Source organism: Mycolicibacterium wolinskyi (assembly GCF_002101965.1).
In the GTDB taxonomy this organism is placed as follows: domain Bacteria; phylum Actinomycetota; class Actinomycetes; order Mycobacteriales; family Mycobacteriaceae; genus Mycobacterium; species Mycobacterium wolinskyi.
In genome coordinates this window covers 276,180-302,084 of the sequence record NZ_LQQA01000010.1, presented here as the reverse complement: position 1 = coordinate 302,084, position 25,905 = coordinate 276,180, and the positions used below count along the sequence as shown (strand labels likewise).

General features: G+C 67.1%; 28 protein-coding genes and 1 tRNA gene. 19 read left to right on the top strand and 10 right to left on the bottom strand.

Translation table 11 applies throughout. The annotated features are described in order from the left end of the window. Positions 1-5 precede the first annotated feature (5 nt). The 3 genes from AWC31_RS10205 to AWC31_RS10195 all read right to left on the bottom strand — a co-directional run bounded on the left by AWC31_RS10205 (position 6) and on the right by AWC31_RS10195 (position 3,391). Positions 6-881 carry a universal stress protein gene (locus AWC31_RS10205; protein ID WP_085144158.1) on the bottom strand — a complete coding sequence of 292 codons (876 nt, stop codon included), beginning with the start codon at positions 879-881 and terminating at the stop codon, positions 6-8. Next, on the bottom strand, positions 878-2,701 hold the full coding sequence (locus AWC31_RS10200; RefSeq protein WP_085144157.1) for an amino acid permease: 1,824 nt from the start codon (positions 2,699-2,701) through the stop codon (positions 878-880). Before AWC31_RS10200 ends, AWC31_RS10205 begins: the two co-directional genes overlap by 4 nt. A 90-nt stretch (positions 2,702-2,791) precedes the next feature. After that, positions 2,792-3,391, bottom strand: coding sequence for a 5-formyltetrahydrofolate cyclo-ligase (locus AWC31_RS10195; RefSeq protein WP_085144156.1), 600 nt, complete (start codon positions 3,389-3,391; stop codon positions 2,792-2,794). 27 nt (positions 3,392-3,418) lie between these two features. Between AWC31_RS10195 and AWC31_RS10190 the strand changes: the two genes are divergently transcribed. The 5 genes from AWC31_RS10190 to AWC31_RS10170 all read left to right on the top strand — a co-directional run bounded on the left by AWC31_RS10190 (position 3,419) and on the right by AWC31_RS10170 (position 7,770). Continuing rightward, positions 3,419-4,366, top strand: coding sequence for a UTP--glucose-1-phosphate uridylyltransferase (locus AWC31_RS10190; RefSeq protein WP_085144155.1), 948 nt, complete (start codon positions 3,419-3,421; stop codon positions 4,364-4,366). A gap of 53 nt (positions 4,367-4,419) precedes the next feature. Beyond that, positions 4,420-5,673, top strand: a complete 1,254-nt coding sequence (gene glp, locus AWC31_RS10185) for a molybdotransferase-like divisome protein Glp (protein WP_067844253.1) — start codon at positions 4,420-4,422, stop codon at positions 5,671-5,673. Positions 5,674-5,679: 6 nt separating this feature from the next. Continuing rightward, a complete protein-coding gene (locus AWC31_RS10180; protein ID WP_067844256.1) occupies positions 5,680-6,333 on the top strand; it encodes a GNAT family N-acetyltransferase in 654 nt (217 codons plus the stop codon). A gap of 229 nt (positions 6,334-6,562) precedes the next feature. Then, a complete protein-coding gene (gene sepX / locus AWC31_RS10175; protein WP_085144154.1) occupies positions 6,563-7,642 on the top strand; it encodes a divisome protein SepX/GlpR in 1,080 nt (359 codons plus the stop codon). Positions 7,643-7,697: 55 nt separating this feature from the next. Continuing rightward, a tRNA-Ala gene (locus AWC31_RS10170) sits at positions 7,698-7,770 on the top strand. A gap of 28 nt (positions 7,771-7,798) precedes the next feature. Here AWC31_RS10170 and AWC31_RS10165 read toward each other — a convergent pair. Then, entirely contained in the window at positions 7,799-8,989 is a 1,191-nt protein-coding gene (locus AWC31_RS10165) for an MFS transporter (RefSeq protein WP_085144153.1), read from the bottom strand. Between the two features lie 51 nt (positions 8,990-9,040). Between AWC31_RS10165 and AWC31_RS10160 the strand changes: the two genes are divergently transcribed. The 10 genes from AWC31_RS10160 to AWC31_RS10115 all read left to right on the top strand — a co-directional run bounded on the left by AWC31_RS10160 (position 9,041) and on the right by AWC31_RS10115 (position 17,497). Next, positions 9,041-10,225 carry an ROK family protein gene (locus AWC31_RS10160; protein ID WP_110775008.1) on the top strand — a complete coding sequence of 395 codons (1,185 nt, stop codon included), beginning with the start codon at positions 9,041-9,043 and terminating at the stop codon, positions 10,223-10,225. A gap of 50 nt (positions 10,226-10,275) precedes the next feature. Further along, positions 10,276-11,484 carry an FAD-dependent oxidoreductase gene (locus AWC31_RS10155; protein ID WP_085144152.1) on the top strand — a complete coding sequence of 403 codons (1,209 nt, stop codon included), beginning with the start codon at positions 10,276-10,278 and terminating at the stop codon, positions 11,482-11,484. 343 nt (positions 11,485-11,827) lie between these two features. Then, a complete protein-coding gene (locus AWC31_RS10150; protein ID WP_234816791.1) occupies positions 11,828-12,040 on the top strand; it encodes a hypothetical protein in 213 nt (70 codons plus the stop codon). Next, positions 12,037-12,591: a hypothetical protein gene (locus AWC31_RS10145; RefSeq protein WP_067844274.1), complete on the top strand. Its 555-nt coding sequence runs from the start codon at positions 12,037-12,039 to the stop codon at positions 12,589-12,591. The genes AWC31_RS10150 and AWC31_RS10145 overlap by 4 nt, the downstream gene beginning before the upstream one ends. A 43-nt stretch (positions 12,592-12,634) precedes the next feature. Beyond that, entirely contained in the window at positions 12,635-13,447 is an 813-nt protein-coding gene (locus AWC31_RS10140) for a TIGR03620 family F420-dependent LLM class oxidoreductase (RefSeq protein WP_085144151.1), read from the top strand. Positions 13,448-13,526: 79 nt separating this feature from the next. Beyond that, positions 13,527-13,934 carry a TOBE domain-containing protein gene (locus AWC31_RS10135; protein WP_085144150.1) on the top strand — a complete coding sequence of 136 codons (408 nt, stop codon included), beginning with the start codon at positions 13,527-13,529 and terminating at the stop codon, positions 13,932-13,934. Beyond that, positions 13,931-14,689 (top strand): molybdate ABC transporter substrate-binding protein, encoded by a 759-nt coding sequence (gene modA, locus AWC31_RS10130; RefSeq protein ID WP_085144149.1) that lies wholly within the window; start codon positions 13,931-13,933, stop codon positions 14,687-14,689. Before AWC31_RS10135 ends, modA begins: the two co-directional genes overlap by 4 nt. Positions 14,690-14,722: 33 nt before the next feature. After that, the gene (locus AWC31_RS10125) at positions 14,723-15,724 is read left to right on the top strand and encodes an acetyltransferase Pat (protein ID WP_085144148.1); all 1,002 of its coding nucleotides are present in this window, start codon (positions 14,723-14,725) and stop codon (positions 15,722-15,724) included. Continuing rightward, positions 15,721-16,533 carry a shikimate 5-dehydrogenase gene (locus tag AWC31_RS10120; protein WP_085144147.1) on the top strand — a complete coding sequence of 271 codons (813 nt, stop codon included), beginning with the start codon at positions 15,721-15,723 and terminating at the stop codon, positions 16,531-16,533. The genes AWC31_RS10125 and AWC31_RS10120 overlap by 4 nt, the downstream gene beginning before the upstream one ends. Before the next feature lie 103 nt (positions 16,534-16,636). Then, entirely contained in the window at positions 16,637-17,497 is an 861-nt protein-coding gene (locus AWC31_RS10115; RefSeq protein ID WP_085144146.1) for an AfsR/SARP family transcriptional regulator, read from the top strand. Positions 17,498-17,499: 2 nt separating this feature from the next. Here AWC31_RS10115 and lpqN read toward each other — a convergent pair whose 3' ends face one another. Next, positions 17,500-18,210 carry an envelope biogenesis lipoprotein LpqN gene (gene lpqN, locus AWC31_RS10110; RefSeq protein ID WP_085144145.1) on the bottom strand — a complete coding sequence of 237 codons (711 nt, stop codon included), beginning with the start codon at positions 18,208-18,210 and terminating at the stop codon, positions 17,500-17,502. 252 nt (positions 18,211-18,462) lie between these two features. Between lpqN and AWC31_RS10105 the strand changes: the two genes are divergently transcribed. Further along, positions 18,463-19,941 (top strand): PE-PPE domain-containing protein, encoded by a 1,479-nt coding sequence (locus AWC31_RS10105; RefSeq protein WP_234816790.1) that lies wholly within the window; start codon positions 18,463-18,465, stop codon positions 19,939-19,941. Between the two features lies 1 nt (position 19,942). On the opposite strand, the gene AWC31_RS10100 is transcribed toward AWC31_RS10105, so the two are convergent. Beyond that, positions 19,943-20,914: a bile salt hydrolase gene (locus AWC31_RS10100; RefSeq protein WP_085144143.1), complete on the bottom strand. Its 972-nt coding sequence runs from the start codon at positions 20,912-20,914 to the stop codon at positions 19,943-19,945. A gap of 33 nt (positions 20,915-20,947) precedes the next feature. Then, a complete protein-coding gene (locus AWC31_RS10095; protein WP_165765940.1) occupies positions 20,948-21,199 on the bottom strand; it encodes a hypothetical protein in 252 nt (83 codons plus the stop codon). Positions 21,200-21,385: 186 nt separating this feature from the next. Between AWC31_RS10095 and AWC31_RS10090 the strand changes: the two genes are divergently transcribed. Together AWC31_RS10090 and AWC31_RS10085 are read left to right on the top strand one after the other, a co-directional pair. After that, entirely contained in the window at positions 21,386-22,048 is a 663-nt protein-coding gene (locus tag AWC31_RS10090) for a DUF5642 family protein (RefSeq protein ID WP_085144141.1), read from the top strand. 28 nt (positions 22,049-22,076) lie between these two features. Beyond that, positions 22,077-22,751: a DUF5642 family protein gene (locus AWC31_RS10085; protein ID WP_085144140.1), complete on the top strand. Its 675-nt coding sequence runs from the start codon at positions 22,077-22,079 to the stop codon at positions 22,749-22,751. 3 nt (positions 22,752-22,754) lie between these two features. On the opposite strand, the gene AWC31_RS10080 is transcribed toward AWC31_RS10085, so the two are convergent. Together AWC31_RS10080 and soxR are read right to left on the bottom strand one after the other, a co-directional pair. Next, positions 22,755-23,351 (bottom strand): alpha-ketoglutarate-dependent dioxygenase AlkB, encoded by a 597-nt coding sequence (locus AWC31_RS10080; RefSeq protein ID WP_067844309.1) that lies wholly within the window; start codon positions 23,349-23,351, stop codon positions 22,755-22,757. Positions 23,352-23,384: 33 nt separating this feature from the next. After that, positions 23,385-23,816, bottom strand: coding sequence for a redox-sensitive transcriptional activator SoxR (soxR, locus tag AWC31_RS10075; protein ID WP_067844312.1), 432 nt, complete (start codon positions 23,814-23,816; stop codon positions 23,385-23,387). Between the two features lie 48 nt (positions 23,817-23,864). Here soxR and arcA point away from each other — a divergent pair, with 48 nt between their 5' ends. Continuing rightward, the gene (gene arcA / locus AWC31_RS10070) at positions 23,865-25,073 is read left to right on the top strand and encodes an arginine deiminase (protein ID WP_085144139.1); all 1,209 of its coding nucleotides are present in this window, start codon (positions 23,865-23,867) and stop codon (positions 25,071-25,073) included. On the opposite strand, the gene AWC31_RS10065 is transcribed toward arcA, so the two are convergent. After that, complete coding sequence (locus AWC31_RS10065; RefSeq protein ID WP_085144312.1) at positions 25,070-25,903, bottom strand: type IV toxin-antitoxin system AbiEi family antitoxin; 834 nt, start codon at positions 25,901-25,903, stop codon at positions 25,070-25,072. The two genes, arcA and AWC31_RS10065, sit on opposite strands and share 4 nt — an antisense overlap. Between the last annotated feature and the right edge of the window lie 2 nt (positions 25,904-25,905).

Below are 25,905 nucleotides of genomic sequence, written 5' to 3'. Positions count from 1 at the left end.
GCCGGTCACGTCGGGTAGCGCGGCACGATCATCACCGGCACCGGCGAGTGCCGCAGGATCTTGGCCGCGGCCGAACCGAGGAACACGTGTGCGGTCTGTGCGGCGGCCCCCGAGCCGAGCAGCAGCATGTCGCCGGTCTCCCACGTCACGTCTTCCACTGCCGAGTGCCAATCCGGCCCGCTGCCGACGACCACGTCGACGTCGGGCACCGACGCGCGTTCACGAACACTGTTGAGCAGCTTGACGATGTCGTCGTACGTCCGACGCGACCACTGCTGTACGACCAAGTCCTCGGCCGCCGATTCGATCGTGCCGCTGAACGCCGCCACGTTGCGCACCGTGAAGGACACGATGCGCAGCGTCGCCGACCAGGACTTGGCCAGGTCGACGGCCGCCGGGATGAGCCCGTTGACGTCGGATTCGCCGCCGTAGGCCGCGGTGAGCCGTCGGATCCGCCCGGAACTCTGCGCATATCCGCGGGGCGCGATCGCGACCGGTACTTCCGCGGTGTGCACCAGGCGCTCGGTCACGCTGCCGAGCGCCACCCGGCCCAGCAGACCCGACGAGGACGATCCGACGACCACCAGGCTCGCCCGGTGTGCCGTGGTCAGCTCCGCCAAACCCGTTGGGACAGATGTGGCTTCGTGGATGAAGGTCGGGATCTCGACATCGCGGGGCAACGCCCGGCGCAGCGCCGACTCGGTCTGGGTCGTGATGTATCGCAGGTATTCCTGTTCGACCGGATCGCCCCTCGGCGGCCACGGCCGTTCGATCACTGCGGCCGCGACGACCGTGTCGCCGGTGGCGCGCGCGATCTGAGCCGCCAGGTGCAGCGGCGCGCTGCCCTGCCTGCTGGCACTGAACGCCGCCAGGATGGTCATGATGCGTGCTCCTCCGTGCGGATCCGTGAAACCACGTGGGTCACCGGAATCTTATGCTCGGCACGCGCCCGGTCGACGACGTCGAAGCGCTGCCACACCGACTCTGCCGGCGGCAGTGTGGATATCACGATCTGGTCGGGACGGAATGTGTTGACGGCCGTGGCCAGAGCACGCAGCGGCCGGTAATCACCCACTTCGCCGTTCGCCTCGAGATCGTCCGAGCGCAACGTGGCCAGCGTGTGTTCGAGCCGGCGCTGTGCGGCCTGCTGGGTGGCTTCGGAGATGTCGAGCGGTCCGTGCGTGGCGGCCACGCCGGTGTCGATCGGGCTTGCGGGCACCACCACGTGATAGGTGGATTCGCGATCGGCGCCGATGCGGCGAAGCTCGTCGAGCAACTCGTCCGAGTGCACGGTCTGGTTGGCCAGCACGAGGACCCGGTGCGGGTGCGGTGTCGGCGCGACACCGGCCACCTCGGGCCGGCGTCGGATGAACCACCGGTTCGCCAGGAACAGCGCGATCACCACCGCCCACGAACACAGACTCAGGATCAACGCCTTACGGTTCTCGCCGCCCTGTAGGAACATCTGCACCAGGATCGCCCCGATCGCCAGCGCGGTGAGCACCGACAGCACCGGGAACAACCACATCTTCACCTTGAGCTCGGAATCCGGTGTGCGGTAACGCAACACGATCTGCGAGACCGCGATCAGCAGATAGACGAACAGGATCACCGCGCCACTGGAGGCCAGCAGGAACGCGAAGATCGTGTCCTCGAAGAACGCGGCGGCGATGACGCAGATGAGACCGATCACCGACGAGGTCAGGATCGCCGCCGCAGGGACGCCGCGCCGGGTCACCGCGACGAGTTGGGCCGGCGCCTCACGACGCGCGGCCAGCACGAACAGCATCCGCGACGCGGTGTACATGCCCGAGTTCAGGCAGCTCAGCACGGCCGTGAGAACCACGGCGTTCATGATGTGGTCGGCGTAGGGGATGCCCATCTCGGTGAACGCCGCGACGAAAGGCGATGCGGCGGTCTGCTCGCTGTTCCACGGCAGGATCGTCACGAGCAGGAACGCCGAGCCGACGAAGAAGATCGCGATGCGCAGGATCACCGAATTGGCGGCCTTGGCCACGGCGCGCTCGGGATCCGATGACTCCGCGGCGGCGATCGTCGCGATCTCGGCACCGACCATCGAGAAGATCACGGTGACGACGCCGACCGTGATGGCCGTGACGCCCAGCGGGAAGAACCCGCCGTGCGCGGTCAGATTGGAGAAATCCAGGCTCTTCTGAGGCCACAGGCCGAGGACGAACAACGAGCCGAGCCCGATGAACACCAGGATCGCGGCGACCTTGACCCCGGCGAACCAGTACTCGAACTCGCCGAACGACGCGACCGAGAACAGGTTGGTCGCGGTCATCGCGATCAGCAGGATCAGCGCCGTCAGCCACAGCGGCACATCCATCCAGTACTGGATGATCTTCGCGCCGGCGATCGCCTCGAAGCCGACCACGATGACCCAGAAATACCAGTACAGCCAGCCCACCGAAAAACCTGCCCAGTTGCCCATGGCGTTGCGTGCGTAGTCCGCGAAGGATCCGGTCGAGGGATTGGCCACGGCCATCTCGGCCAGCATCCGCATCACCATGATGATCAGCACGCCCGCGAGCGCATAGGTGATGAAGGTTCCCGGCCCGGTGTCGCCGATCACCACACCGGAGCCGACGAACAGGCCCGCACCGATGACCCCGCCGATCGCGATCATGCGCAGCTGCCGTTGGCTCAGCGCCTTCTTGAGTCCCAGGGTTTCGCCCATTTCGGTCACCGGCCCTCCGTGAGAAGTGATTGAAGTCACATACCCACTTCGGGGGCTTTGCTCACAGGGCTCTTCCGTGGCCGACGCGTTTCAGCGGCCGAGCGGCACGATTCCGCCGTCCGGCGTCAGCGCATGCGTCATGCGGACGTCGTGCGGTTCGGCGGGCAACTCGTCGAGCAGTTCCTCGTCGCGCACCACCGCGACCAGTCGCGCGTCCGGCGCGACGCAGCCCAGCGTGCGGTCGTAGAAACCGGCGCCGCGCCCCAGGCGGGAGCCCGACCGGTCGACGGCCAGCGCGGGCACGAGGATGACGTCGGCCTCGCCTGCCGCCTCGGCGGGCAGCCACGGCGGCGGTGGCTCGCGCAGTCCGAACTCCGCGTCGAGCAGACCGCCCGGCCGGTAAGTGCCCCACTGCATGGGCATCGGCACGCCGTCGGAGTTGTGGCGGGCGATCGGAAGCAAAACTCGCACACCGAGATTCAGCAAGGTGTCCAGCATTGCCGGCGAGCCCGGCTCGGAGCCGACCGGTACGTACGCGCAAACCGTCTGGCCATGGGCGACCAGCGCGGGCAGCCAGCCGCGCAGGGCGGTGGCCTCTGCGTCGCGGATGTGCTGAGCCAGCCCGCGCCGTTTTCGCAAAAGCGCAGCGCGTAACTGGTTCTTCGTCCTTTGCACCACGACCTCCACCATTTCAAATTGGGCGTTAATGTGTGAACGATGACCACGCCTCCAAAGGCACCTGAGGTGCCTATTCCCTACACAGCGGTCGTCCCGGCTGCGGGTCTGGGGACGCGTTTTCTGCCGGCGACCAAGACCGTGCCCAAGGAACTGCTGCCCGTCGTCGATACGCCCGGCATCGAACTCGTGGCCGCCGAGGCCGCCGAGGCCGGTGCCGAGCGTCTGATCATCATCACCTCGGAGGGTAAGGACGGGGTGGTCGCCCACTTCGTCGAAGACCTCGTGCTCGAGGGCACGCTCGAAGCCCGCGGCAAGAAGACGATGCTCGAGAAGGTGCGACGCGCGCCGGCCCTGATCAAGGTCGAATCGGTGGTTCAGGCCGAGCCGCTTGGCCTGGGCCACGCCGTCAGCTGTGTCGAGCCTGCCCTGTCGCCCGACGAGGACGCCATCGTCGTATTGCTGCCCGACGATCTGGTGCTGCCGACCGGCGTGCTCGAGACGATGTCGAAGGTACGGGCCAAGCGCGGTGGCTCGGTGCTGTGCGCGATCGAGGTGCCTGGCGACAAGATCAGCGCCTACGGCGTGTTCGACGTCGAGCCCGTGCCCGACGCGGCCAATCCGAACGTGCTGCGGGTCAAGGGCATGGTCGAAAAGCCCAAGGCCGAGGATGCGCCGTCGCCGTACGCCGCGGCCGGCCGCTACGTCCTCGACCGGGCGATATTCGATGCGCTGCGCCGCGTTTCGCGCGGTGCCGGCGGCGAGATCCAGTTGACCGACGCCATCGCGCTCCTCATCGAAGAGGGCCATCCGGTGCACGTCGTCGTGCACCGCGGCGCTCGACACGACCTGGGAAATCCCGGCGGCTACCTGAAGGCTGCGGTTGACTTTGCCTTGGAACGGGATGACTACGGCCCTGAACTGCGGCAGTGGTTGGTCGAACGACTGGGTCTGGCCGAACGTGAAGTAGGCGGTAGCACTAGCCAGTAGTGCACTACCCCTGGCCGCGCGCCGGACCCGGCTGACGGGTAGAAAGGCGTGTTGTGCGTTCGGTGGAGGAGCAGCAGGCTCGGGTGGCGGCCGCCGCGGTGGCACCAAGGCCGGTGCGGGTGGCCATAGCCGAATCGCAGGGTCTGATGTGCGCCGAGGAGGTTGTCACCGAGCGGCCCATGCCGGGATTCGATCAGGCCGCCATCGACGGCTACGCGGTGCGCAGCGTGGATGTCCTCGGCGTGGGGGACGCCGACTCCGAGGACGGCAGCGGCGAGATCAGCCTGCCGGTGATGGGGGCGATCGAGGCGGGCGCGCGCACACCGAGCCGGCTGCAACCGCGTCAGGCCGCGCGTGTGCAGACCGGGGCGCCGATGCCGACACTTGCCGACGCGGTGCTGCCGCTGCGGTGGACCGACGGGGGCCAGAACCGGGTTCGGGTGCTGCGTGGCGTGCGGTCGGGCGCCTACGTCCGGCGCACCGGCGACGATGTGCAGCCCGGTGACGTCGCGGTACGGGCCGGAACGATCATCGGCGCGGCACAGGTCGGTCTGCTCGCGGCGGTCGGGCGCGATCGGGTGCTGGTGCATCCGCGGCCCCGGCTGTCGGTGATGTGCGTTGGCGGTGAACTCGTCGACGTATCCCGCACGCCCGGCACCGGGCAGGTCTACGACGTCAACTCCTACGCGCTAGCCGCGGCGGGCCGCGATGCCGGCGCCGAGGTCAACCGCGTCGGCATCATCAGCACCGATCCCGGCGAATTGCGCGAAACCGTTGAGGGCCAAGTCAATCGCAACGAGATCGTGGTGATCGCGGGTGCGGTCGGCGGCGCGGCCGCCGAGTCCGTGCGTACGGTGCTGTCGGAGCTCGGCGATATGGAGGTCACCCGGATCGCCATGCATCCGGGTTCGGTTCAGGGTTTCGGACAGCTCGGGCGGGACCGGGTGCCGGTCTTCCTGTTGCCCGCCAATCCGGTCAGCGCGCTCGTGGTGTTCGAGGTCATGGTGCGTCCGCTGATCCGGCTGTCGTTGGGTAAGCGGCAGCCGATGCGGCGCATCGTGCAGGCCCGCACGCTGGCCCCGATCAGCTCGGTGCCGGGCCGCAAGGGCTATCTGCGTGGTCAGCTGATGCGCGACCAGGACACCGGGGAGTACCTGGTGCAGGCGCTCGGCGGTGCGCCGGGTGCGTCCACCCATCTGCTCGCCACACTCGCCGAGGCAAATTGTCTGGTCGTGGTTCCCAGCGAGGTCGAAGAGGTCCGCACCGGCGAGACCGTTGATGTTGCTTTTCTGGCCCAACGGGGCTGAAGCGTCATGGGTCTCTTCCGCGCCGAGGGTCCGCATCCGGGTTGGCCCGATTGTGTGGGTCCACTGCGCGTACCCGCCGGTGTGGTGCGGTTGCGTCCCGTCCGGTTACGCGATGCGGCGACGTGGAGCCGGATCCGGCTCGCCGACCGGGAACACCTTGAGCCGTGGGAACCGGTCACCGGAGCGGAATGGACTGTGCGCCATGCGGTTTCGTCATGGCCGGCGGTCTGTTCGGGCTTGCGTTCGGAAGCCAGACGGGGGCGGATGCTGCCGTATGTGATCGAGCTCGACGGGCAGTTCGTCGGTCAGCTGACGATCGGCAACGTCACGCACGGGGCGCTGCGGTCCGCGTGGATCGGCTACTGGGTGGCCAGTTCGAAGACCGGTGGCGGCATCGCGACGGCCGCGCTCGCACTCGGGCTCGACCACTGTTTCACCGGTGTCCGGCTGCATCGGGTCGAGGCCACGGTGCGGCCCGAGAACGCGCGGAGCCGGGCGGTGCTCGCGCGCGTCGGATTCCGCGAAGAAGGCTTGCTGCGACGCTATCTCGAAGTGGACGGGGCGTGGCGCGATCACCTGCTCGTGGCGATCACCGTGGAGGAGTTGTCGCAGCCGGCCGCGCATGCGCTCGTGCAGGCCGGCCGCGCCAGGTGGGCGTGAGCTTCACGGCGCGCCGAGCGCCGAAATTGCACTCACGGTCGTGATTTCTCCGGATATACAGCCCTGGAAGCAAATTCGGCGGGAAGCGATTTCCGAAGCTGTTACAAATGTGACATTTGTGACTGGTGGTGCTTGTCTCCAGCGAATTACAGGTGTGTAATTGTCCTCGGCGCGCCTCCATGGATGCGCTGGTCACAGACCTAGCCTGGAGGGGAAAGGAGCAGGCGTCATGCCAAGCATCCCCCAATCATTGCTGTGGATCTCCCTCGTCGTGCTCTGGCTCTTCGTGCTGGTCCCGATGTTGATCAGCAAGCGTGACTCGGTTCGTCGCACCAGCGACGTCGCCTTGGCGACGCGCGTGCTCAACAGCGGGCGCAATGCGCAACGGCTACGGCGCGGTCCCGCCGCCGGCCATCACAGCGACCCGCACTGGCAGCCCGAGGCAGACCACCTCGACGAGGACCTCGACGGCGAACTCGACGACGTCGACGACGAACCGCGCCGCACCGTGGTCGTGGCGGCAGCCGTCGCCGAGGAGCCCGAGCCCGACTACCTCGATGTTGACATCGTCGAGGAGGATTCCGGAGCCCTTCCGGTCGGCGCGACTGTCGCTGACTCTGAACCCGAGCCCGAGGCTGCGGTCGAAGAGGTCGCCGAGGCCGAAGAGGCCGAGCCCGTCGCTGAGGCTCAATCAGACCAGCTGCCACTGGATCTCGATGACCCCGAGGATCTCATCGATGACAGTGATGAGCATGAGGACCGTTCCGACCCGACGGACGACGAATACGAGTACGTCGACGACTCGTCGGGTCTGGAGGCCGAATCCGATGGCGACGACCGCGATCAGCGGACGGAGACTCCCGTCGCGTCGCTGAGCGCCAACCGGCAACGCCGCTACGAATCCAAGACCGCCGCCCAGGTGAGCGCACGCAAGTACAAGTTCCGCAAGCGCGTGCTCGCGGTGTTCGCGGTCGTGCTCATGGTGTCGGCGGCCATGGCGTTCCTGGTGAACCCCACGGCGTGGTGGGTGTGTGGCACCGCGGCCACCCTGACGGTGCTGTACCTGGCGTATCTGCGCCGCCAGACCCGCATCGAGGAACAACTGCGCCGCCGCCGCGCGCAGCGGATGATGCGGTCGCGGCTGGGCGTCGAGAACACCGACGATCACAAGCTCGACGTCGTGCCGGCACGGCTGCGCAGGCCCGGTTCGGTGGTCCTTGAGATCGACGACGAAGACCCGATCTTCGAGCATCTGGACTATGCGCCGTTCTCACGTGAATACGATCTACCACGGGCTTCCGGGCAGTAGGCCGGTCGGTTTCTGTAGTTGGGCACTGGGCTGGTAGCCTGTGCTACCGGTATCAGGGGCTATGGCGCAGTTGGTAGCGCGACTCGTTCGCATCGAGTAGGTCAGGGGTTCGATTCCCCTTAGCTCCACTTCAGTTCGACGTTCGCGGCGGCTCGGCTACGGCCGGGATGGAAACGCCCGCCGTGCGATTACGACCACGGCAAGTCCCGCGGAGATCAGCGTGATCGCACTGATCGGCAGGGCGCCGATCCCGGCGACGTTCAGCAATCCGGCGCCGATTGCCGCACCACCCGCGATGCCCAGGTTGGCGCTCGCGTTGACCCACGCGCCCGCGAGTTCCGGAGCGACGGCGTGGCACCGGACGGCGCAGGCTTGATAGATCGACGCCATACCGCCGAACGCGCCGTTCCACAGTGCGACCGCGAGCAGCACCCACGTCAGTGCCGGGTACGTGAGGGCCAGTATGGCGAGCCCGCCGATGACGATCAGCAGGACCGCGGTGGCCGTTCGCCGTGGATTGCGGTCCAAAGCCTTTGCGCTGCAGAACAGTCCGATTACCCCGCACGCGCCGCAGACCAGGAGCGCAGGCCCGACGAACGCCGAGCCGAGTCCGGACGACAGCAGCACCACGCTGATGTAGGTGTAGATGCTGAACTGCCCGAGCCACGTCAGCGCGTTGGCGCCGACGACCGCGGCCAGGCTGGCCCGGCTGCCGCGTGCCGTGCCTGCCGGGTGGTCGCCGGAGACGCTCGGAAGCAGGCGTGTGACAAGCGCCAGGATCACCACCGCGACGCAGGCGAGTACGGCGAACGACACCCGCCAGCCGAAGGCCGTCCCCAGTGACGTGGCGAGTGGCACGCCGAGAACGATTCCCACCGATGCGCCGCCGCCCGCGATGGCGAGCGCGCGACCGACGTAAGCCGACGGCACGAGTCGCGGCGCGTAGCCGATGCACAGCGAGAAGAACAGGGCATGGCTGATGCCCCCGATCACGCGCCCGGCGGCAACCAGCGCGAACACCGGTGCCGCGGCAACCATGACGTTGCACACCGCGTAACCGAGAAGCGTGAGCAACAGCAGCGGTTTGCGGCCGAATCGTGCGGTGACGACCGTCAGCGGCACGGCCAGCGTGGCGACCATGGCCGCGTAGAGGCTGACGAGCAGGCCCGTCAGCGATGCCGACACGCCGAACGTCGTCCCGATCTCGGGCAGTAGCCCGACCGGCAACAACTCGGTGGTGACGGCCAGGCAGGACGCGGCGGCCAACGACAGCAGGCCAGGCAGATTGGCCCGCAGACCCGACGCCGATCGCGTGGATTCGCCCTGTGTCAGAGGCGTTGCCGTCATGGTGCCGAATATACTCAGAGGTCGAGTTAAATCAAGTGGGATATTTGTTCAATGCCGACCGAGCGCCGACCCGCATCTCAGCTGCGCTGGTACAGCGCGGCCAAGATGATCGGGTTGGTGCGGTCTCAGCCGGGTATCACCCGAGCCGTCGCCGCCCAGCGGCTTCGTATGAGCAGCGGCGGCGCGACCGATCTGCTGGCCCGATTGCGGCGCGTACACCTGCTCGACGAGACTCCGGCGCCCGCACAGGGCCGGGGAAGGCCGACGACCGTGCTGGGTCCGCATCCCGACGGGCCACTCGTTCTTGTCGCCGACCTACGCCCGGGGGACTGGCGGCTCGCGCAAGCCGGGTTCGACGGCGTGCCGCACATCGTGGCCGAGGGGAGATCGGGCGAGCAGGCGCGGCTGCTCGACGACATCGCAAGCGAGATCGCCAAGGCCCACCGGAAACACGCCGGCCGAGTGCGAGCCGTTGCGGTCGCGGTGGCGGGGACGGTAAGCGATTCGAGGCTCGTGCAATTCACGCCACGCGGCTGGAGCGGCATCGACCTCTCGGCGATCATGTCGCGGCTACCGGCCCGGACCAAGCCGCCGCTGCTGCTCGGCAACGACGCGACACTGGCGGGGCTGGCCGAGGCACGCGCCGGATCGGCCCGCGATGCGGGCACCGCGCTGCACCTGATCATCACGGTCGGTATCGGCGGCACGCTGATCGTCAACGGCGAGCCCGTCACCGGTTCCCACGGTGCCGCAGGCGAATACGGACACATACCGTTCGGTGACCCCGGCCTCCGCTGCCCGTGCGGCGCCCGCGGCTGCTGGGATCAGACGGTCGACGGACGCGCGCTGGCACGCCATCTCAAGCTGCCGCAGCCCCGCGACCCCATCGCGTTCGCCTATGAACAGCTGAAGGCCGACCCGGTGCCGCCGAAGCTGCGGGCCGCGTTCGGTGCCGTGGCGACCGCGCTCGGCCGCGGCGTCGCGGGGCTCGTCAACATCCACGATCCCGACATCGTCACACTGGGCGGCCTGGCACCCCCGCTGCGCGCGGCCGCGCCAGAAGCGTTCGAAACGGCATACCGCGACGGATTGATGACGTTCCGGAAGGCTTCGGCGCCCCCGGTCCGCGACGGACTCCTCGGCGAGGACGCCCCGATGTACGGGGCCGCGGCGCTGGCCATCGATCACGTGACAACCGAAGCGGCACTCGCGGATTGGGCCGAACTGCACTCGTAGACCACCGAGGTGGCCGACTCGGCGGGCCAAGCCGAGGCTAGTGTCCTCACATGGCATCTCCACCGCGGGTGCTGATCGTCGGAGCCGGCATCGCCGGTCCCGCTGTCGCGTACTGGCTTGTGCGGCACGGATATCAGGTCACGCTCGTGGAACGCACGGCCGAACTGAGAACCGGCGGGCATGCGGTCGACATCCGCGGCACCGCGCTCGAAGTCGTCGAGCGGATGGGCCTGGCGTCAGCGGTACGCGATCATCGCACCAATATCCAGACGCTTTCGGCGGTGCGGGGCGCCGGCTCACAGGCTGGCTCACGCACGTACGACGTCGCGTTGCGCCCGCTGCACGACGCGCGTGGCGATCGGGAGATCGAGATCATGCGTGAAGATTTGGTGAGAATGTTGTACTCCGCGGTACGCGATGACGTCGAGACGGTATTCGGCGATTCCGTGCGTGCCATATCTCAGCCTGCCGATCGGCCGGCAGCGGTCGAGTTCGCCAGTGGGCGCCGCGGCGAGTTCGATCTCGTGATCGGTGCGGACGGGCAACATTCGTCCGTCCGGTTGCTGGCCTTCGGCGACGAGGACCGATTCATCCGTCCGCTCGGGGCCTATGTCTCCATATTCACGATCGACAACGTGCTCGGATTGTCCGATCGCGCCATTCTCTATAACGAACCCAACCGTGCCGCGGCGGTGTTCACGGTGCGCGGCAATCAGCGGGCCAAGGCGTTGCTGCTGTTTCGGTCCGAACCCCTGGATATCGACCTTCGTGACGACGCGGCGCACAAGGCGCTGCTCGCGCGGCGGTTCGCGTCGATGGGCTGGCGCACCGCGGAACTCATCGACGCCATGGCGGGCGCCTACGACTTCTACTTCGACGAGATGAGTCAGGTTCACTTGCCGCAGTGGTCGACTGGGCGGGTGGCGCTGCTGGGCGATTCGGCGTTCGGCCCGTCGCCGCTGTCCGGTCAAGGTACGTCCCTGGCGTTGATCGGCGCGTACCTCCTGGCACATGCCCTGCGGGAGGGGTCACGCAGTGTAGCCGCATTCATGCGGTGGGAGCGGGGTTTTCGGCCCAATGTGATCGAGAATCAGCGCCTGGCCGCATCCGGCATGCGCATGCTGCTTCCGTCCACTCGTCGCGCGATCGTGGCACGGAATCAGGCGTTGCGTGCCATGCCGTTGTTGGTGCGTTTGGGCCGTGGTTTCGGCAGCCGTATCGAGCGGGCGTCACGTGCCGTCCGGCTGCCCAGCGAATGAAATCGTGCCGGAATTTGCTGCTCGACGCCGTTATGGCGGGCAGGCGACACACTAGCTTTTGCCAGATTTGACGGTTCGTGTTGAACTGACGCGCCCGACAATGATTCGGCGAATGCGATCTGCGCCATGATTCTCAAATGCCGGACCCGGCAACTGATCTGCCATTTTCATTGCTGGAGATTTCGCAGTATTTTCGGAGCAGAATCAATACCCCCCTTAGTAGGGGAACGGGGTGCCGGTGGAGTAGCCTGCCTTGAGCAGATTGGCCAGTTGGGGGATTGTGGTGGCGAACGATCTGAGAGTCGACCCGGGCGGGCTCAGGGCAGGCGCTATAAGCAGCGAGATGATCGCTGCCGAATTGACGACGGCGTCCGTCGGTGTCGCCTCGGGCAGCCCTACCCACACGGGTGTGTCGGCGATGGACGCCGCCGTGTCCGCAGTCCGGATCCGCCAATCCACACGCGTGAGTGCACAGGCCGGAGACATGCTGGCCGGCGCCAGCCGGTTCGAGGCCGTCGATGAGGAAACCGCTGGGGGCCTGGCGGAGTTGATGTGAGCTCGACTGACAACGCTGGGTCATCCGATGAAGAACTGACCCGCTCCCGGATAGAGGCCTGGGACACAACGCATCTCGACGACGCGGCGGCTCGCTGGCGTCAGATGGCGGCGCAGTCCGAGGAGTTGTTCGAGTGGCACCGGCAGAACGTGGCTGCCCCCGGTGGGACCGAATGGTCCGGTGACGCCGGGGAGTCCGCGTTGAATAGGGTCACCACCGATGCCGCCGTCGTCCGCAAGCAGGGCGACATTCAACGTGAGGCCGCCAACATCGCCGAGGATGGCAGCAGGGACCTTCGGCTCGCCGTGGGCCAGGTACTCGACGCCATTGCCGCGGCCGAGGCCGACGGGTTCGAGGTCGGCGAGGACCTGTCGGTCCGGGATACCCGCCGCATCGACGTCTCCACGATGGCCAAGCGCTACACCGCTTCCCGTGAACATGCCGAGGATATTCGGTGGCACGCCGAACGGCTCGTGCAGACCGACATCTATCTCGGCCAACGACTTCAAGGAAAAGCGCTCGAGCTCGACGGGATGCAGTTCGAGGCCTGAGCGGCTTGACCTGAACGTTCATTGAGGTTCTAAGTTTCCCATCATGAACACGATGGGCCCGTTCGGGATAGCCGTGGATGTCGGCGCCGAGTACTTGGAAACCGCTCCGGAGATCGAAGCTCTCGGCTTCGGCACGCTGTGGGTCAACGGCGGTCAACTGGATCGTCTCGATCGGCTGCGTGAACTCATCGAGGCTACGACCCGAGCGGTGGTCGCCCCGGCGGTCGTCATGCCGGACGGCTACCGCCCGGGCGAACTGGGTGAGTTCTATCGCCGGGTCGAAGACCGCACTCCGGGTCGTCTGGTGATGGGATTGGGGCCGCTCGCCGGGGCGCACGCGTCGAGCCGGTTGGCCCAATACTTCGGCGATCCGGAGTTCTCCATCCCGCCGAACCGCCGGCTGCTGGCGGCCTTCGGGCCGAGCCGGCTCGCGCTGGCGCGCGAGTATTGCGCCGGTGCGGTGCCGATGCTGTTCACCCCGCAAGGCACCGCCGCGGCGCGACGACGGCTCGGTCAGGACCGCATCCTCGCGCTGGGCCAGTACGTCGTGATGGACGAGAACCCCGAGACCGCCCGCGACACCGCGCGCGTTCCGCTGCGCTTTCTGTTCTCGATGCCCAGCTACGTCAACTCCGCTCTGCGGCAAGGCTTTACCGAGGATGATGTCAACGGCCTGAGCGATCGGCTGGTGGATTCGCTGGTGGCGTGGGGGACATCCGGCCAGATCGCGGAACGGCTGCGCGAACAACGGACCGCCGGTGCCGATCACGTCTACGCCACGGTGCTGCATGACGGCCAACAGCCCGGAGTGTTGGACGCGGCGAGAGCGTTGGGGCCGTTATTGTTCAGCAAGTGATCCGTACCTGCGGATCTATGTGCGGCATACGTCCGCAGATGCGGTTGTATCGGGCCCGCTGGCTCGCTACGCTGACGCGGTGCCGGAGATCAGGGTCCGCGACGCGGCCGAGTTGCTCGGAGTCAGCGATGACTCGATTCGGCGCTGGATCGACGACGGCGTGCTGCCCGCGCATCTGGACTCCTCCGGGCGCAAGGTGATCGAGGGTGCGGCGCTCGCGGCCTTCGCGCGCGCCCATGCCGCCGCCGCACCCAAAGACCCGCTGCGTATCGGAAGTTCGGCGCGGAATCGGTTCGCCGGTCTGGTCACGAACGTCGTCGCCGACGAGGTCATGGCCGAGGTCGAGATGCAGTGCGGCCCATTCACCGTCGTGTCGCTGATGAGCAGTCGGTCGGTACGGGATCTCGGTCTCGAACCCGGCAGTGTCGCAGTGGCGGTGGTCAAAGCCACCACCGTGATCGTGGAGACCCCGAAAGGACAGTCATGACCCGTGCGCGGGCCGGTGCGGCGGTGCTCGCCGCGATAACGCTCGTCAGTGCTTGTGCATCGGAGCCGTCCCCGCCTGCCGGAGATTCGATCGTGGTGTTCGCCGCCGCGTCGCTGAAACCCGCGTTCACCGAGATCCGCGAACAGTTCGAGGCGGACAACCCCGGTGCGAAAGTCGAGTTCTCGTTCGCGGGTTCCTCGGACCTGGTCACCCAGCTGACCCAGGGGGCCGACGCCGACGTGTTCGCCTCCGCCGACACCCGCAACATGGACAAAGCCGCACAGGCCGGTCTTGTTGACGGCGATCCCGTCAACTTCGCGACCAACACCCTCACGATCGCCGTCGCGCCGGGAAACCCCAAAGGCATCAAGAGTTTTCACGATCTCGTCAAGCCCGGGGTGGCCGTCGTGGTGTGCGCGCCGCCGGTGCCGTGCGGCGGTGCGACCGAAAAAGTCGAGAAGGCTACCGCGGTGACCTTGTCACCCGTGAGCGAGGAGACGTCGGTCACCGACGTCCTCAACAAGGTGACCAGCGGACAAGCCGACGCCGGCATCGTTTACGTCACAGATGCTGCGGACGCCGGTGACAAGGTCACCAGCGTTCCGTTCCCCGAGGCCGCCCAGGCCGTCAACACGTATCCGATTGCGGTGCTCAAGGACTCGCAGAACTCCGAGCTCGCGAACCGCTTCGTCGATCTCGTCACCGGCGAAGCGGGCCAAAAGGTGCTCGCCGAAGAAGGATTCACCAAGCCCTGACCGAACGGGCGGTCGCGCCGTAGCCTGGGGGACGTGGCCGAACTGACCGAGGCCAGCGCCGCCGACCTCGCTGCTCTGGAGTTCTTCGCCGGATGTCGGCCGTCCAGTCTGGTGGAGCTCGCCGCCCAGCTACGTCCGCTGCAGGCTGCTGCCGGCCAGGTGCTGATCCGGCAAGGCGACCAGGCAGTGACCTTCATGCTGATCGAATCCGGTCGCGTCCAGATCAGTCATGCGGTCCCGGACGCCGAACCCGTGGTCCTCGACATCGAACCCGGCCTCATCGTCGGGGAGATCGCCCTGCTGCGCGACGCCCCGCGCACCGCCACCGTCATCGCGACCGAGGCCGTCACCGGCTGGATCGGTGACCGCGATGCGTTCGACACCATCCTGCACCTGCCCGGGATGTTCGACCGGCTCGTGCGGATCGCCCGCCAGCGGCTCGCGGCGTTCATCACGCCCATCCCGGTGCAGGTGCGCAACGGCGACTGGTTCTATCTGCGTCCGGTGCTGCCCGGCGATGTGGAACGTACTCTCAACGGTCCGGTCGAGTTCTCCAGCGAGACCCTGTACCGCCGTTTCCAGTCGGTGCGCAAGCCCACCAAGGCGCTGCTGGAGTACCTGTTCGAGGTGGACTACACCGATCACTTCGTGTGGGTGCTGACCGAGGGTGCGCTGGGACCGGTGATCGCCGACGCCCGGTTCGTGCGGGAGGGCCACGACGCGACGACGGCCGAGGTCGCGTTCACGGTGGGTGACGACTATCAGGGCCGCGGAATCGGCACCCTGTTGATGGGGGCTCTGGTGGTCTCGGCGGGATATGTTGGTGTCCAACGTTTCTCCGCACGCGTACTGAGCGACAATTACGCCATGCGAAGGATTCTCGATCGGCTCGGCGCGACGTGGCAGCGCGAAGATCTCGGGGTGGTGGTGACCGAGGTGGACGTGCCGCCGGTCGACACCGTTCCGTTCTCGCCCGATCTGATCGGCAAGATCCGCGACGCCACACGCCAGGTCATCCGGGCGGTGAGCCAGTGAGGCCGCAACTCAACAAGGACACCAAGGTGTGCATCTCGCTGGCCGCACGGCCCAGCAACATCGGCACCCGGTTCCACAACTACCTCTACGAACAGCTCGAGCTGGACTTCTTGTACAAGGCGTTCACGACCACCGACATCGCCGCCGCGATCGGCGGGGTCCGCGCGCTGGGAATTCGGGGCTGTTCGGTCTCGATGCCGTTCAAACGGGACGTGATGCGCCTCGTCGACGACATCGAGCCGTCGGCTCGTGCGATCGACGCCGTCAACACGATCGTCAACGACGACGGACATCTCACCGCGTCGAACACCGATTACGTCGCCGTGCAGACGCTGATCGACGGCCTCGATCCGAGCGACGCCGTAATCATCCGCGGTAGTGGCGGTATGGCGAATGCGGTGGGAACCGCTTTCCGGGACAAGGGGTTTCGTAGCGGCGTGATCGTCGCGCGGAATCGTCAGGCGGGTCCCGCGCTCGCCGAACGCCTCGGCTACGACTACGCGCCCGAGGTCAGTGACCTGACCGCCCCGGTCGTCGTCAACGTCACCCCGATCGGAATGGCCGACGGCCCCGACGAGCACCGCAGCGCATTCGAGGCGGACACGATCGAGGCCGCGCACACCGTGTTCGACGTGGTCGCCATGCCGGCCGAAACGCCCCTGATCGTCGCCGCCAGGGCAGCGGGCAGGCGCGTGATCACCGGCGCCGAGGTGATCGCATTGCAGGCCGCCGAGCAGTTCGAGCGCTACACGGGCGTGCGGCCGACTGCCGAGCAGGTGGCCGCCGCGTCGGAGTTCTCCCGCTCCTGAGTTTGCCGCCGAGCTGACGGATTGTGCTGCGCGACGTGGCGCGACGCGGTTGGATGCTGGAGGAGTTACCCCGTGTGCCGCCTGCCGAACCGATCGGAGCCTGATGCACTATCTGCTCTTGGGCCCGATGTCGGTCGTGCGGGACGATCAATTGGTCGGGTTGGGCGGCCTTCGCCAGCGGGGTGTCCTGGCCGCTTTGCTGTTGGCCGGGGGACGGACGATCGACACCGACGCGTTGGTCGACATGGTGTGGGGTGACACCCCGCCGCCCAAGCCGATCGCGTCGCTGCGGGCCTACATCGCGAACCTGCGCCGCATCCTGAGCGGCGACCGGCTCGTCACCGATCACAACGGTTACCGCCTGAACTTGGGCTCGGATCTCGTGGACATCTGTGAGTTCGAATCGTTGGTGTGCGACGGCCGTCGCCTCCTCGCGGCAGGCGACGATGTCGCTGCCGCACGTGTGCTGGAATGCTCGCTGCGCCTGTGGCGCGGCACGCCACTGGCCGATTTTCGCGATCAGCCGTTCGTCCACCACGAGGTGCACCGGTTACAGGCGCTGCGGGTCGATGCGCTCGAAGCGCGGTTCGACGCGCAACTCGGCATGGGTCGCAACTGGGAGCTGATCGCACCGCTGGAATCCGAGGTGGCGGCCCATCCGTTGCGCGAAAAGCTGTGGGCCCAACTGATGTTGGCGATGTACCGGGCGGGCCGACGCGGTGACGCCCTGCAGGCGTATCGGCGGGCGCAGGCTCTGCTGGACGCCGAGCTCGGTGTCGAGCCCGGTGCTGAGCTGCAACGGATCGCCGCGGCCATCCGTGACGAAGCAACCGAACTTCACTGGAGGCGAACGGGTTCTGCCGTTTCGTCGCCGAGTGCGCGGCCCAGCCACGTCGCGGGGCGCTCGCGCGAGGTGTGGCGCGTGCACAGTGCACTGCGTGCGGCCGGCCGGGGTGGCCGCTGACCTCAGGGCGTGATCGTGGTCTGCTCGTCGATGATCGCAGTGGCGTCGAGCAACGGACCTAGTTGGTCCTCGGTTCCATCGGCGTTGAGCTGCAACACGAACAGACCGTCCTGCCCGGGGACGACCACGGTCTTCTGTGCGATCAACCGGCGGGCACCGTCTTTAACGTAGATACCGCCGATCTGGTATGAGTCGAATCCGCCGAGCGTTCCGGCCGAGCCGTCGCCCTGATTCTCATAACCCGGCAGGTTCCTGATCTCGTTCGGTGCGTACTCGAGGATCTTCGCGGGGTCGACGTTGCCGGTCAGCTTCGACATCAGCGCGATGATCGACGGCGGGTCGGCGGCGAACGCGGGATCGGTCGAGACGATCGCACCCCACGCCCAGTCCGGGGCCGTTGCGCCGGCATCCTCCCACCCTTCCGGGATCGGGAGATTGACGGCGGGTGTTCCCGGATCGCCTCGGTGCACCGGGGTTTCGACGATCTTGTTGTCGCGGATGTAGTCGACGATCGTGTAGTTCGGACCGGACGCCTGCGCCGGTGACGTCGCCGCCGCGGTTGTTTCCTTCTCGGAGGTGGTCGTCTCACTGGTCGCGGTCGCCGACTCCGTGGTGGCATCGCCCGCGGTCGTGTTGGATCCACAGCCGGCCAGCGCGATGCCGAGCGCCATGGCGGCGACGGCGATACCGCCGGCGCGCAGCGATGTGGTCATGGGGTCTCCTATCCGTTGGAGAAATCGGCACGCACCGTAGCGGGTGTCGATTGGAAACGGATTGGAACTGCCGCAGCCGCCGGTTCGATGTTTGCCAGCATTGGGTGTCAACGCCATCTGTTGAGACATCAAGCAACTTTGATTGCGTGTTCACGGATTTCCTGGCCACCTTCGCGAATCTGCTTGACGGTTAGCTGAACGAGTGAAAAATACTGCTTTACCGGACACTTTGTATTGACGTTGGCGTAACTGATGAGGACTGTCCGGTCATTGCCCGAGCGGGGCGGGCATCGGGAGGAGGTCGACACCATGGTGCGTGCCCTACGTTCGCTGGGCTTGGCGGTGCTCGCAATGGTCGGAGTGGTGGCGCTTGCCATCTCGGCCTCCATGTCGACCGTCGTCCAACTCGTGTTGAACCAACCCCATGCCCTCGTCATCGGCGGCAACACCAATCCCGTTCCGAGTCCCGAGTACGTCGACAACATGGTCGACAACTACATCGGGGTGGGGATCCCGGATCAGGACCGCTACCCGGTGCACACGCCCCAGCAGTTCTGGCCGGTCAACGGCACCATGACGTTCGATCAATCTACCGCACAGGGCGTGGCGGACCTCGAAGCCGAGATGGCCAAGCCCGAACATCAAGGCGTGCCGCTGGTGATCCTCGGGTACTCGTCGAGCACGCGGCTGGTGTCGGCCGAGAAGAACAAGCTGATCGCGGCCCAGGACTTCGAAAGGGACATCAGCTTCGTGCTGGTGTCTGACGTCAACAAGGGCAACGGCGGCGTGCTGGCCCGGTTCCCGGGATGGGAAATCCCGTTGCTCGGAGTGACTTTCGACGGCGCCACGCGCACCGACAGCCCGCAGGTCGGACCGGGCGACTACGCGCTGGACACCAAGAGCATCACCATCGTCCACGACGGCTGGTCGGATTTCCCGATCTACCCGTTGAACGGTTTGGCGCTCGCGAACGGGATCGCCGGAATTGTGTTGCTGCACGGCACATATCCGGAGCTGGACCAGCCCGAGCTGGTACCGGTGGGCCGTACCGGCGACACCGAGTACTTCGTCATCGAAACCGAGATCGTGCCGCTACTCATGCCCCTGGAACAGATCGGCGTGCCCCGCCCGATCCTGCTCGCCGTCGACGAGCCCGTGCGGGTGCTCATCGAGTCCGGGTACCGCCGCGACATCGATCCCGGTGCACCCACGCCCGCGTATCTGGTTCCCGTCATCAACCCGGTATCGCTCACCACGAACTTCGTCGCCGCCATTCCGGTCGGTATCGACGACGGTTTGCAGGCAAGCGATCTCGGCCGGCCGCTGGGCACCACGCCGTCCGGCCCGTTCGGGGTCGGTGGCGAAGACGAGGACCTCGAAGGGGCGCCGCCCGGCTTCATACCGCTCGGGAACCCGGCTGCCCCCACCACGTCCACCACCACGGCGTCAACCGATTCCACGACGACGTCGGCCGCACCGGCCGCCGAACCAGCAGCCGACAGTGAAGACGCACCGGAACCCAAGAAATCCGATCGGCCAAAACCGGTGCGCCCCAAGGTTCGTGGACCCATATCCTTCGACGGCCCCAAGCTCTCGGTCAGTCGGCCGCTCAAGCGCGTGGTCAACGCATTGACCGGCCGTCAATCGGACACCGCCGACCAGACGTCGCAGCCCGAGCCGGCATCAGACCCGGAGTCTGGAGCGCAGGCGGGCGCGGACGCCGCCGAGTGACTCAGAAGGCGATGTCGCGCGGCGTGAAGCGTTCGGTGACGTTGCCCACCAGCGACTCGTCGTACGGGTCGATCGCGAGCGTTTGACCCCCGGCATGCAGTGCCAGCCGGTCGAATTCGACCCAGAGGGTGCTCGGGCTGGTGCTGAGCTCGAAGAAATACAGCCGCTGCGTGAGATCGCTGACGGTGCGGTATTCGGTGTTGTAGACGCCGAAGTCACCGTAGGGCGCGCCGAACGGCACCGACACGTTGCGCATGATCGCCATCACGCCGGCCACGGCCTGCCGGATGGTGGCCGGCTCGGGCAGCAGGGCCGAGTAGTAGGCGGCCCGTTGGAACCGGTCGACCGGATTCACGTTGCCCGGCAACGGCAGCTCCCGGCTCGGGTGCGAGAAATCCTGCTTGGCCAACAACGCGAGCTGTTCGTCATACGTCGGGTCGTTGGTCATCAGGGTGTACTGCCTGCCGTGGTGCACGACGAGCTTGCCCGAAGCCATCTCGAGGATCGCCGAGTCGCCGGAGGCGTCCTCGATGGCCAGGTGCAGGGTCGCCTCGCGGCCGCGGGCGCCCACCATGACCAACTGGACGCCGTCCATGAGGGCCAGCGCCTGCTCGACCGTGGCCGCCTGGTCGAGCAGATACTGCGCCCACACCCCCGTGTGCAGACCCGGCAGGTCGGGATTGCGTGGGCCGACGTCGGTGGAGCGCAGGTACAACGCATGGACGCCGAGGCCCTCGGAGTTGATGCCGTCGACGGTGCCGAGTCCGTAGACCGTGGTGGCCAGGCTCGCGTAGCGGCTCGTCCAGCGCAACGGGTTCTCGGCCACCACCGGGTGGCCGGCCAGCAGGCCGCCGTCGCGCGAGCGGCCCGCCGGGAACGCGACGATCAGCGGTTCAGTCGATTCCGGCCAATCCATGCTGCGGCCGGTGAGGACGGCGAGATCGTTGCTGTTCCACAGAACCCGAGTGCACATGGCCGCAGACTAGTTCACTGGCGGCGGTACCGGTCAGCACCTGGCCGTGAGGTAAACCGTCTGCGTCACGGCCTCGCCCGGCCGAACCGAATCCACCGTGCAGCGGTCCAGCGGCGCAGGCCCCATCTTGTAGAGGACGACGCGGTAGCCGCCCTGCTCGAGTTCATTCACGGTGTCCTGCGCCGACCCGATGCCGGACGGTGCGGCCAGCGTCTCAGCCGGGAACCCCAGCGTCAGTGCGGACAACGCACTGCCGGTCAGCGCAGCGACTGCCAATTCGTACACCTGTCGTGCCTCTCGCAATGTCATCGCCGGGGTACCGCGACCTCGGCGCTCTGCTGGTTGAAACCGACCGTGCCGCCGTTAAATTCCGCTGTATCGCAACGCTTGCCGTGTTCTTGCCGCCGGAAAACGGCTTGACATTCCCGCCGGACGGTTCCTCGGTAGCAAACTTTGTGATATCAACGCGCCGTGCGCCTGATTGCTGCCGGAGTTGCCGTTGCCTTGTGTACGGCGGCCTGCGGGCAGCCGCCGGCTCCGGCCCCGACGTCGACACCGGTCACCACCACAGCCCCGGACGGGCCGGTGAATCCCGCGAGAATCGACCGGGTACGCCAGGAGTTGCCGGACGGGTATGAGGTGACGGGCATCGACACCCGAACCAGTCCGATAGCGCTGTGGGGTTTCGGCCCCGACTGGCAGGCCGAGCCGGAACCGTGCGCGACGCTGGCCGCCGCGGCGGTGGACCCGGCAACCGCACGCGGCTGGTCGGCGTCGGGCTCCGGCGGGATCGTCTACGCCGTCGTCGCGCGCACCACCGCGCCCCCGGACCCCGCGCTTGCCGATCGGTGCGGGCAGTGGACGCTGTCGGGTGGGCACGCCACCGCGATCGTCACGGGCCTTGCCGCCCCGGCGATCGACGGCGCACAGACGGCCGGGATGGCGGCCGCCATCGACACCGTCGTCGAAGGCGGCACCGAGACGCGCTCGCACGCCGACACCTTCACCGCGGACCTCGGCGCGTACCACTGCTTCGTCACCGTCGTCACCGACCCGGGATCGCCGAATGCCGCACTCGGCGCGGACTTCGCGGCGGACCTGCTGGTGAAAACGGTGTCGGCGTTACGGGGCTGAACCGGTTGCGGCGGGTACATTTACCGCGATGCCGAACCGGAACGTGCTACCCGTCGTGATGTGCATTGGAGCCTGTGCGGCCGCATTGGTCGCCTGCGGTCAATCCGACGAACCGGAGTATCCCAACGGTGACATCGCCAACGTCAGCAAGGTGCGGTCCAACTTCGGCCCGGAGTACAAGGTCAGCGATGTCGCCCCGACGGGGATTGACCCGAAAATGCTCGCACCGCAGAAGTTGCCGCCCGGGGTCAAGTTCGAACCCGCCGACTGCGCGAAGTTCGCCGAAGGGCAGTCGATGCCGCCTGGGTTGAAGGGCAACATGGCCGCGACCGCGGCCGAAGGCGCGGGCAACCGGTTCATCGTGCTGGCGGTCGAGACCTCGGAGCCCATACCGCTGAGCGATCCGGGCGATGCGTGCAAGCAGGTCAAATTCCTCGGGCCGGGGTCGCGCGGGCAGGTCGACGTGGTCGAATCGCCCCAGATCGATGGCGCGCGCACGGTCGGCACGCATCGTGTCGTGCAGACGACGGTTCAGGGCAAGCCGCGGACCGGCGAGCTCTACAACTACGTCGCCAGCTTCGGGTCGTTCATGGTGATCGTGACGGCCAATCCGCTCGTGGTGCCCGACAAGCCGGTCGCCCCCGTCGACACCGCCCGGGCCCGCGATCTGCTGACGGCCGCCGTCGCCGCCGTGAAAGGGTAGGCGTTAACGCACGTCGTGCGGCCGGAACTGGATGCTGATGCGCGGCCCGATCAAGCGGCTGGTCTTCGGTATCGAGTGCTCCCACGTGCGCTGGCACGAGCCGCCCATCACCAGCAGGTCACCGTGCCGGTGCTGTAGCCGCAGCGCGTGCCCGCCACCGCGTGGCCTAAGCGCGAAAACCCTTGTCGCCCCGAGGCCCACGATGGCCACCATGGTGTCCTGATCACGGCTGCGCCCGATCGTGTCGCCGTGCCAGGCCACACTGTCGTTGCCGTCGCGGTACAGGCACAAACCCGCGGTGGTGAACGGTTCACCGAGCTCACCGCCGTAGGTGTCGTTGAGCCTGCGGCGGATCTGCTTGAGCCGCGGGTGTGGCACCGGCTCGTTCACCAGATGGTGAAAGCTGACCAGGCGCGGCACGTCGACCACGCGGTCATACATCTCCCGTTGTTCGGCCCGCCACGGGATGGCGTCCATGAGCTCTTCGAACAGCGAATCGGCGTCGGGCAACCAGCCCGACCGCAGCTCGACCCACGCGCCACTGCCGAGTCGGCGACGTTCCGCGTGCTCGAACAGCGAGCCTTGCAGCGCCAGCTCCATGCGCGCGAGTGTATCGCACACACGTTCGATATGTCAGAGGCGAGCCGCGCCCGGTCCCTGTTCGGCCAGGACGTCGCCCGGGTTGGTCAGCAGACACGTTTTCAGGCTCAGGCAGCCGCAGCCGATGCAGCCAGTCAGGTTGTCGCGCAAGCGTTGCAGGTGCAGGATCCGGTCGTCGAGATCCTGGCGCCAGCCCGCCGAGAGGCGTGCCCAGTCCTTGCTCGTCGGCACCCGGTCGGTCGGCAGCGTGGCAAGGGCTTCGCGGATTCTGGCCAGCGGGATGCCCAGGCGCTGCGACATCCGGATGAACGCCACGCGGCGCAGCGTCTCGCGCGCGTAGCGGCGCTGATTGCCCGAGGTGCGACGGCTCGTGATGAGCCCTTCGCGTTCGTAGAAATGCAGCGCCGAGACCGCGACGCCGCTGCGCTGCGCCATTTCGCCCGGGGTGAGTTCGTGCATATCCATGACACCTAAACCCTACTTGAGGTGATGGATGGGGTTACCGTTCTAGACGTGACTGATGTGGTGTTGGGCTCGAACTCCGAGGTTGGCACGCTGCGCGTGGTCATCCTGCACCGGCCCGGTCCCGAACTGCAGCGCCTCACACCCCGCAACAACGACGCCCTGCTGTTCGACGGACTGCCGTGGGTGACCAAGGCGCAGCAGGAGCACGACGCGTTCGCCGACCTGCTGCGCTCACGCGGCGTCGAGGTGCTGCTGCTGGCCGACCTGCTGACGGAGGCGCTCGCGCACAGCGGTGCGGCCCGCATGCACGGAATCTCCGCCGCCGTCGACGCACGCCGGCTGGGCCTGCCCCTGGCGCAAGAGCTTTCGGCATACCTGCGCACTCTCGAACCTGTCGCGCTGGCCCATGTCCTGATGGCCGGGATGACGTTCAACGAGCTGCCGTTCAGCGGCGCCGAGCTCTCGCTCGTCCGGCTCATGCACCACGGCGGGGATTTCGTCATCGATCCGCTGCCCAACCTGCTGTTCACCCGTGACTCGTCGTTCTGGATCGGGCCACGCGTGGCCATCACGTCATTGGCGCTGCCGGCCCGTGTGCGTGAGACGTCGCTGACCGACCTGATCTACGCGCACCATCCCCGCTTCCTCGGTGTGCGCCGCGCCTACGAATCGCGGTCCGCGCCCGTCGAAGGCGGCGACGTGCTGCTGCTGGCGCCCGGCGTGGTCGCAGTCGGGGTGGGGGAGCGCACGACGCCTGCCGGTGCCGAAGCCTTGGCCCGCAGCCTGTTCGACGACGACCTCGCGCACACGGTGCTCGCGGTGCCGATCGCGCAAGAGCGTGCCCAGATGCATCTGGACACCGTGTGCACGATGGTCGACGTCGACGCCGTCGTCATGTATCCCAACATCGTGGATTCGTTGTCGGCGTTCACGATTCATCGTGATTCCGGTGAAGTCCGCATCGACGACGAGGTGCCTTTCGTGCGGGCCGCGGCAGAGGCCATGGGCATCGACAAACTGCGGGTCATCGATACCGGGCTCGATCCGGTCACCGCCGAACGCGAACAATGGGACGACGGAAACAACACCCTGGCCTTGGCGCCGGGCGTGGTCGTCGCTTACGAGCGCAACTCCGAAACCAATGCCCGCCTTGCCGATTCCGGCATCGAAGTGCTGCCGATCGCGGCGTCGGAGCTCGGCACCGGCCGCGGCGGGCCACGCTGCATGTCGTGCCCGGCGGCGCGGGATCCGCTCTAGATCGCACCGCGTTGCCGTAACGCCTGGCGCACGCGGTAGATGATCGAGGCGGTCGTGTGCGCGGGTGCCACGCGGATGTCAAACCATCCGAGGCGCTGCCGGAGTTCTGCGCGGGCTATTTTCTGCACGATGGAATAAGGGTCGCTCACCGGAACCTCCGCGATGTCGATGCCGACTTTTGGACCCCTCCAGCCGATGGCCACGGTTGTTTCCCAGTCGGAATCGGCCAAGGCGATAGCCGTTTGCGGCTTCGGCATGCCGGCGTCGATCAGCAACAGCCGCAACCACGTCTGACGCGGAGTCTCGGCGCCACCGTCCATGAGCGCCACGCTCTCGCGTGCTTGACGTATGCCTCGCGTGTGGGGATACCGTTCGGCCAGTGACAGGACCTCCTGAACCGTCACGCCCGTTTTCGAGGCCAATGCATCGAGGTGCGCGACGGCATCGTCTCGTGGAAGACGGCGAGCCAGGTCGAGTGCCGTTCGGGCGGGTGTCGTGACGGGAAGGTTCGCCACTTGGCATATTTCGTCTTCGCCGATTCGTTCATCGCGGATCGTCACGCCTGATTGTCGTCGGCCGTGCTTGCCGATCAATTCGATTGGCACGGTCTCCTCAATCCAACTCACGCCGTACAGTGCCGCGGCAGAACGGCCGGCTACGACGCCTTTGCGCCCGCGCCACAGCCATGCCGCGGCGGCGTTCGTCGACACCGATGGCCGTACGCCTTTCGGCAGGTAGATCTTCGGAAGCAAAGCAGTGTGATTCCAGCGCAGCTCGCCCCGGGTAAGCACGCCCGCTGCGATGGCTTCTGTTCCGATGATTGGCCACATGC

Excerpts from the sequence above, each read along its gene's own strand:
- AWC31_RS10080 (WP_067844309.1), bottom strand. The coding sequence starts at position 23,351 with ATGGAGCTGGCGCTGCAAGGCTCGCTGTTCGAGCACGCGGAACGTCGC.
- AWC31_RS10065 (WP_085144312.1), bottom strand. The coding sequence starts at position 25,903 with ATGTGGCCAATCATCGGAACAGAAGCCATCGCAGCGGGCGTGCTTACC.
- AWC31_RS10205 (WP_085144158.1), bottom strand. The coding sequence starts at position 881 with ATGACCATCCTGGCGGCGTTCAGTGCCAGCAGGCAGGGCAGCGCGCCG.
- modA (WP_085144149.1), top strand. The coding sequence starts at position 13,931 with ATGACCCGTGCGCGGGCCGGTGCGGCGGTGCTCGCCGCGATAACGCTC.
- AWC31_RS10200 (WP_085144157.1), bottom strand. The coding sequence starts at position 2,701 with ATGGGCGAAACCCTGGGACTCAAGAAGGCGCTGAGCCAACGGCAGCTG.
- AWC31_RS10100 (WP_085144143.1), bottom strand. The coding sequence starts at position 20,914 with ATGTGCACTCGGGTTCTGTGGAACAGCAACGATCTCGCCGTCCTCACC.
- AWC31_RS10180 (WP_067844256.1), top strand. The coding sequence starts at position 5,680 with ATGGGTCTCTTCCGCGCCGAGGGTCCGCATCCGGGTTGGCCCGATTGT.
- AWC31_RS10085 (WP_085144140.1), top strand. The coding sequence starts at position 22,077 with ATGCCGAACCGGAACGTGCTACCCGTCGTGATGTGCATTGGAGCCTGT.
- AWC31_RS10160 (WP_110775008.1), top strand. The coding sequence starts at position 9,041 with ATGCCGACCGAGCGCCGACCCGCATCTCAGCTGCGCTGGTACAGCGCG.
- soxR (WP_067844312.1), bottom strand. The coding sequence starts at position 23,816 with ATGGATATGCACGAACTCACCCCGGGCGAAATGGCGCAGCGCAGCGGC.
- AWC31_RS10105 (WP_234816790.1), top strand. The coding sequence starts at position 18,463 with ATGAGGACTGTCCGGTCATTGCCCGAGCGGGGCGGGCATCGGGAGGAG.
- AWC31_RS10165 (WP_085144153.1), bottom strand. The coding sequence starts at position 8,989 with ATGACGGCAACGCCTCTGACACAGGGCGAATCCACGCGATCGGCGTCG.
- AWC31_RS10195 (WP_085144156.1), bottom strand. The coding sequence starts at position 3,391 with ATGGTGGAGGTCGTGGTGCAAAGGACGAAGAACCAGTTACGCGCTGCG.
- sepX (WP_085144154.1), top strand. The coding sequence starts at position 6,563 with ATGCCAAGCATCCCCCAATCATTGCTGTGGATCTCCCTCGTCGTGCTC.
- AWC31_RS10115 (WP_085144146.1), top strand. The coding sequence starts at position 16,637 with ATGCACTATCTGCTCTTGGGCCCGATGTCGGTCGTGCGGGACGATCAA.
- AWC31_RS10140 (WP_085144151.1), top strand. The coding sequence starts at position 12,635 with ATGAACACGATGGGCCCGTTCGGGATAGCCGTGGATGTCGGCGCCGAG.
- lpqN (WP_085144145.1), bottom strand. The coding sequence starts at position 18,210 with ATGACCACATCGCTGCGCGCCGGCGGTATCGCCGTCGCCGCCATGGCG.
- AWC31_RS10150 (WP_234816791.1), top strand. The coding sequence starts at position 11,828 with ATGATCGCTGCCGAATTGACGACGGCGTCCGTCGGTGTCGCCTCGGGC.
- AWC31_RS10190 (WP_085144155.1), top strand. The coding sequence starts at position 3,419 with ATGACCACGCCTCCAAAGGCACCTGAGGTGCCTATTCCCTACACAGCG.
- AWC31_RS10155 (WP_085144152.1), top strand. The coding sequence starts at position 10,276 with ATGGCATCTCCACCGCGGGTGCTGATCGTCGGAGCCGGCATCGCCGGT.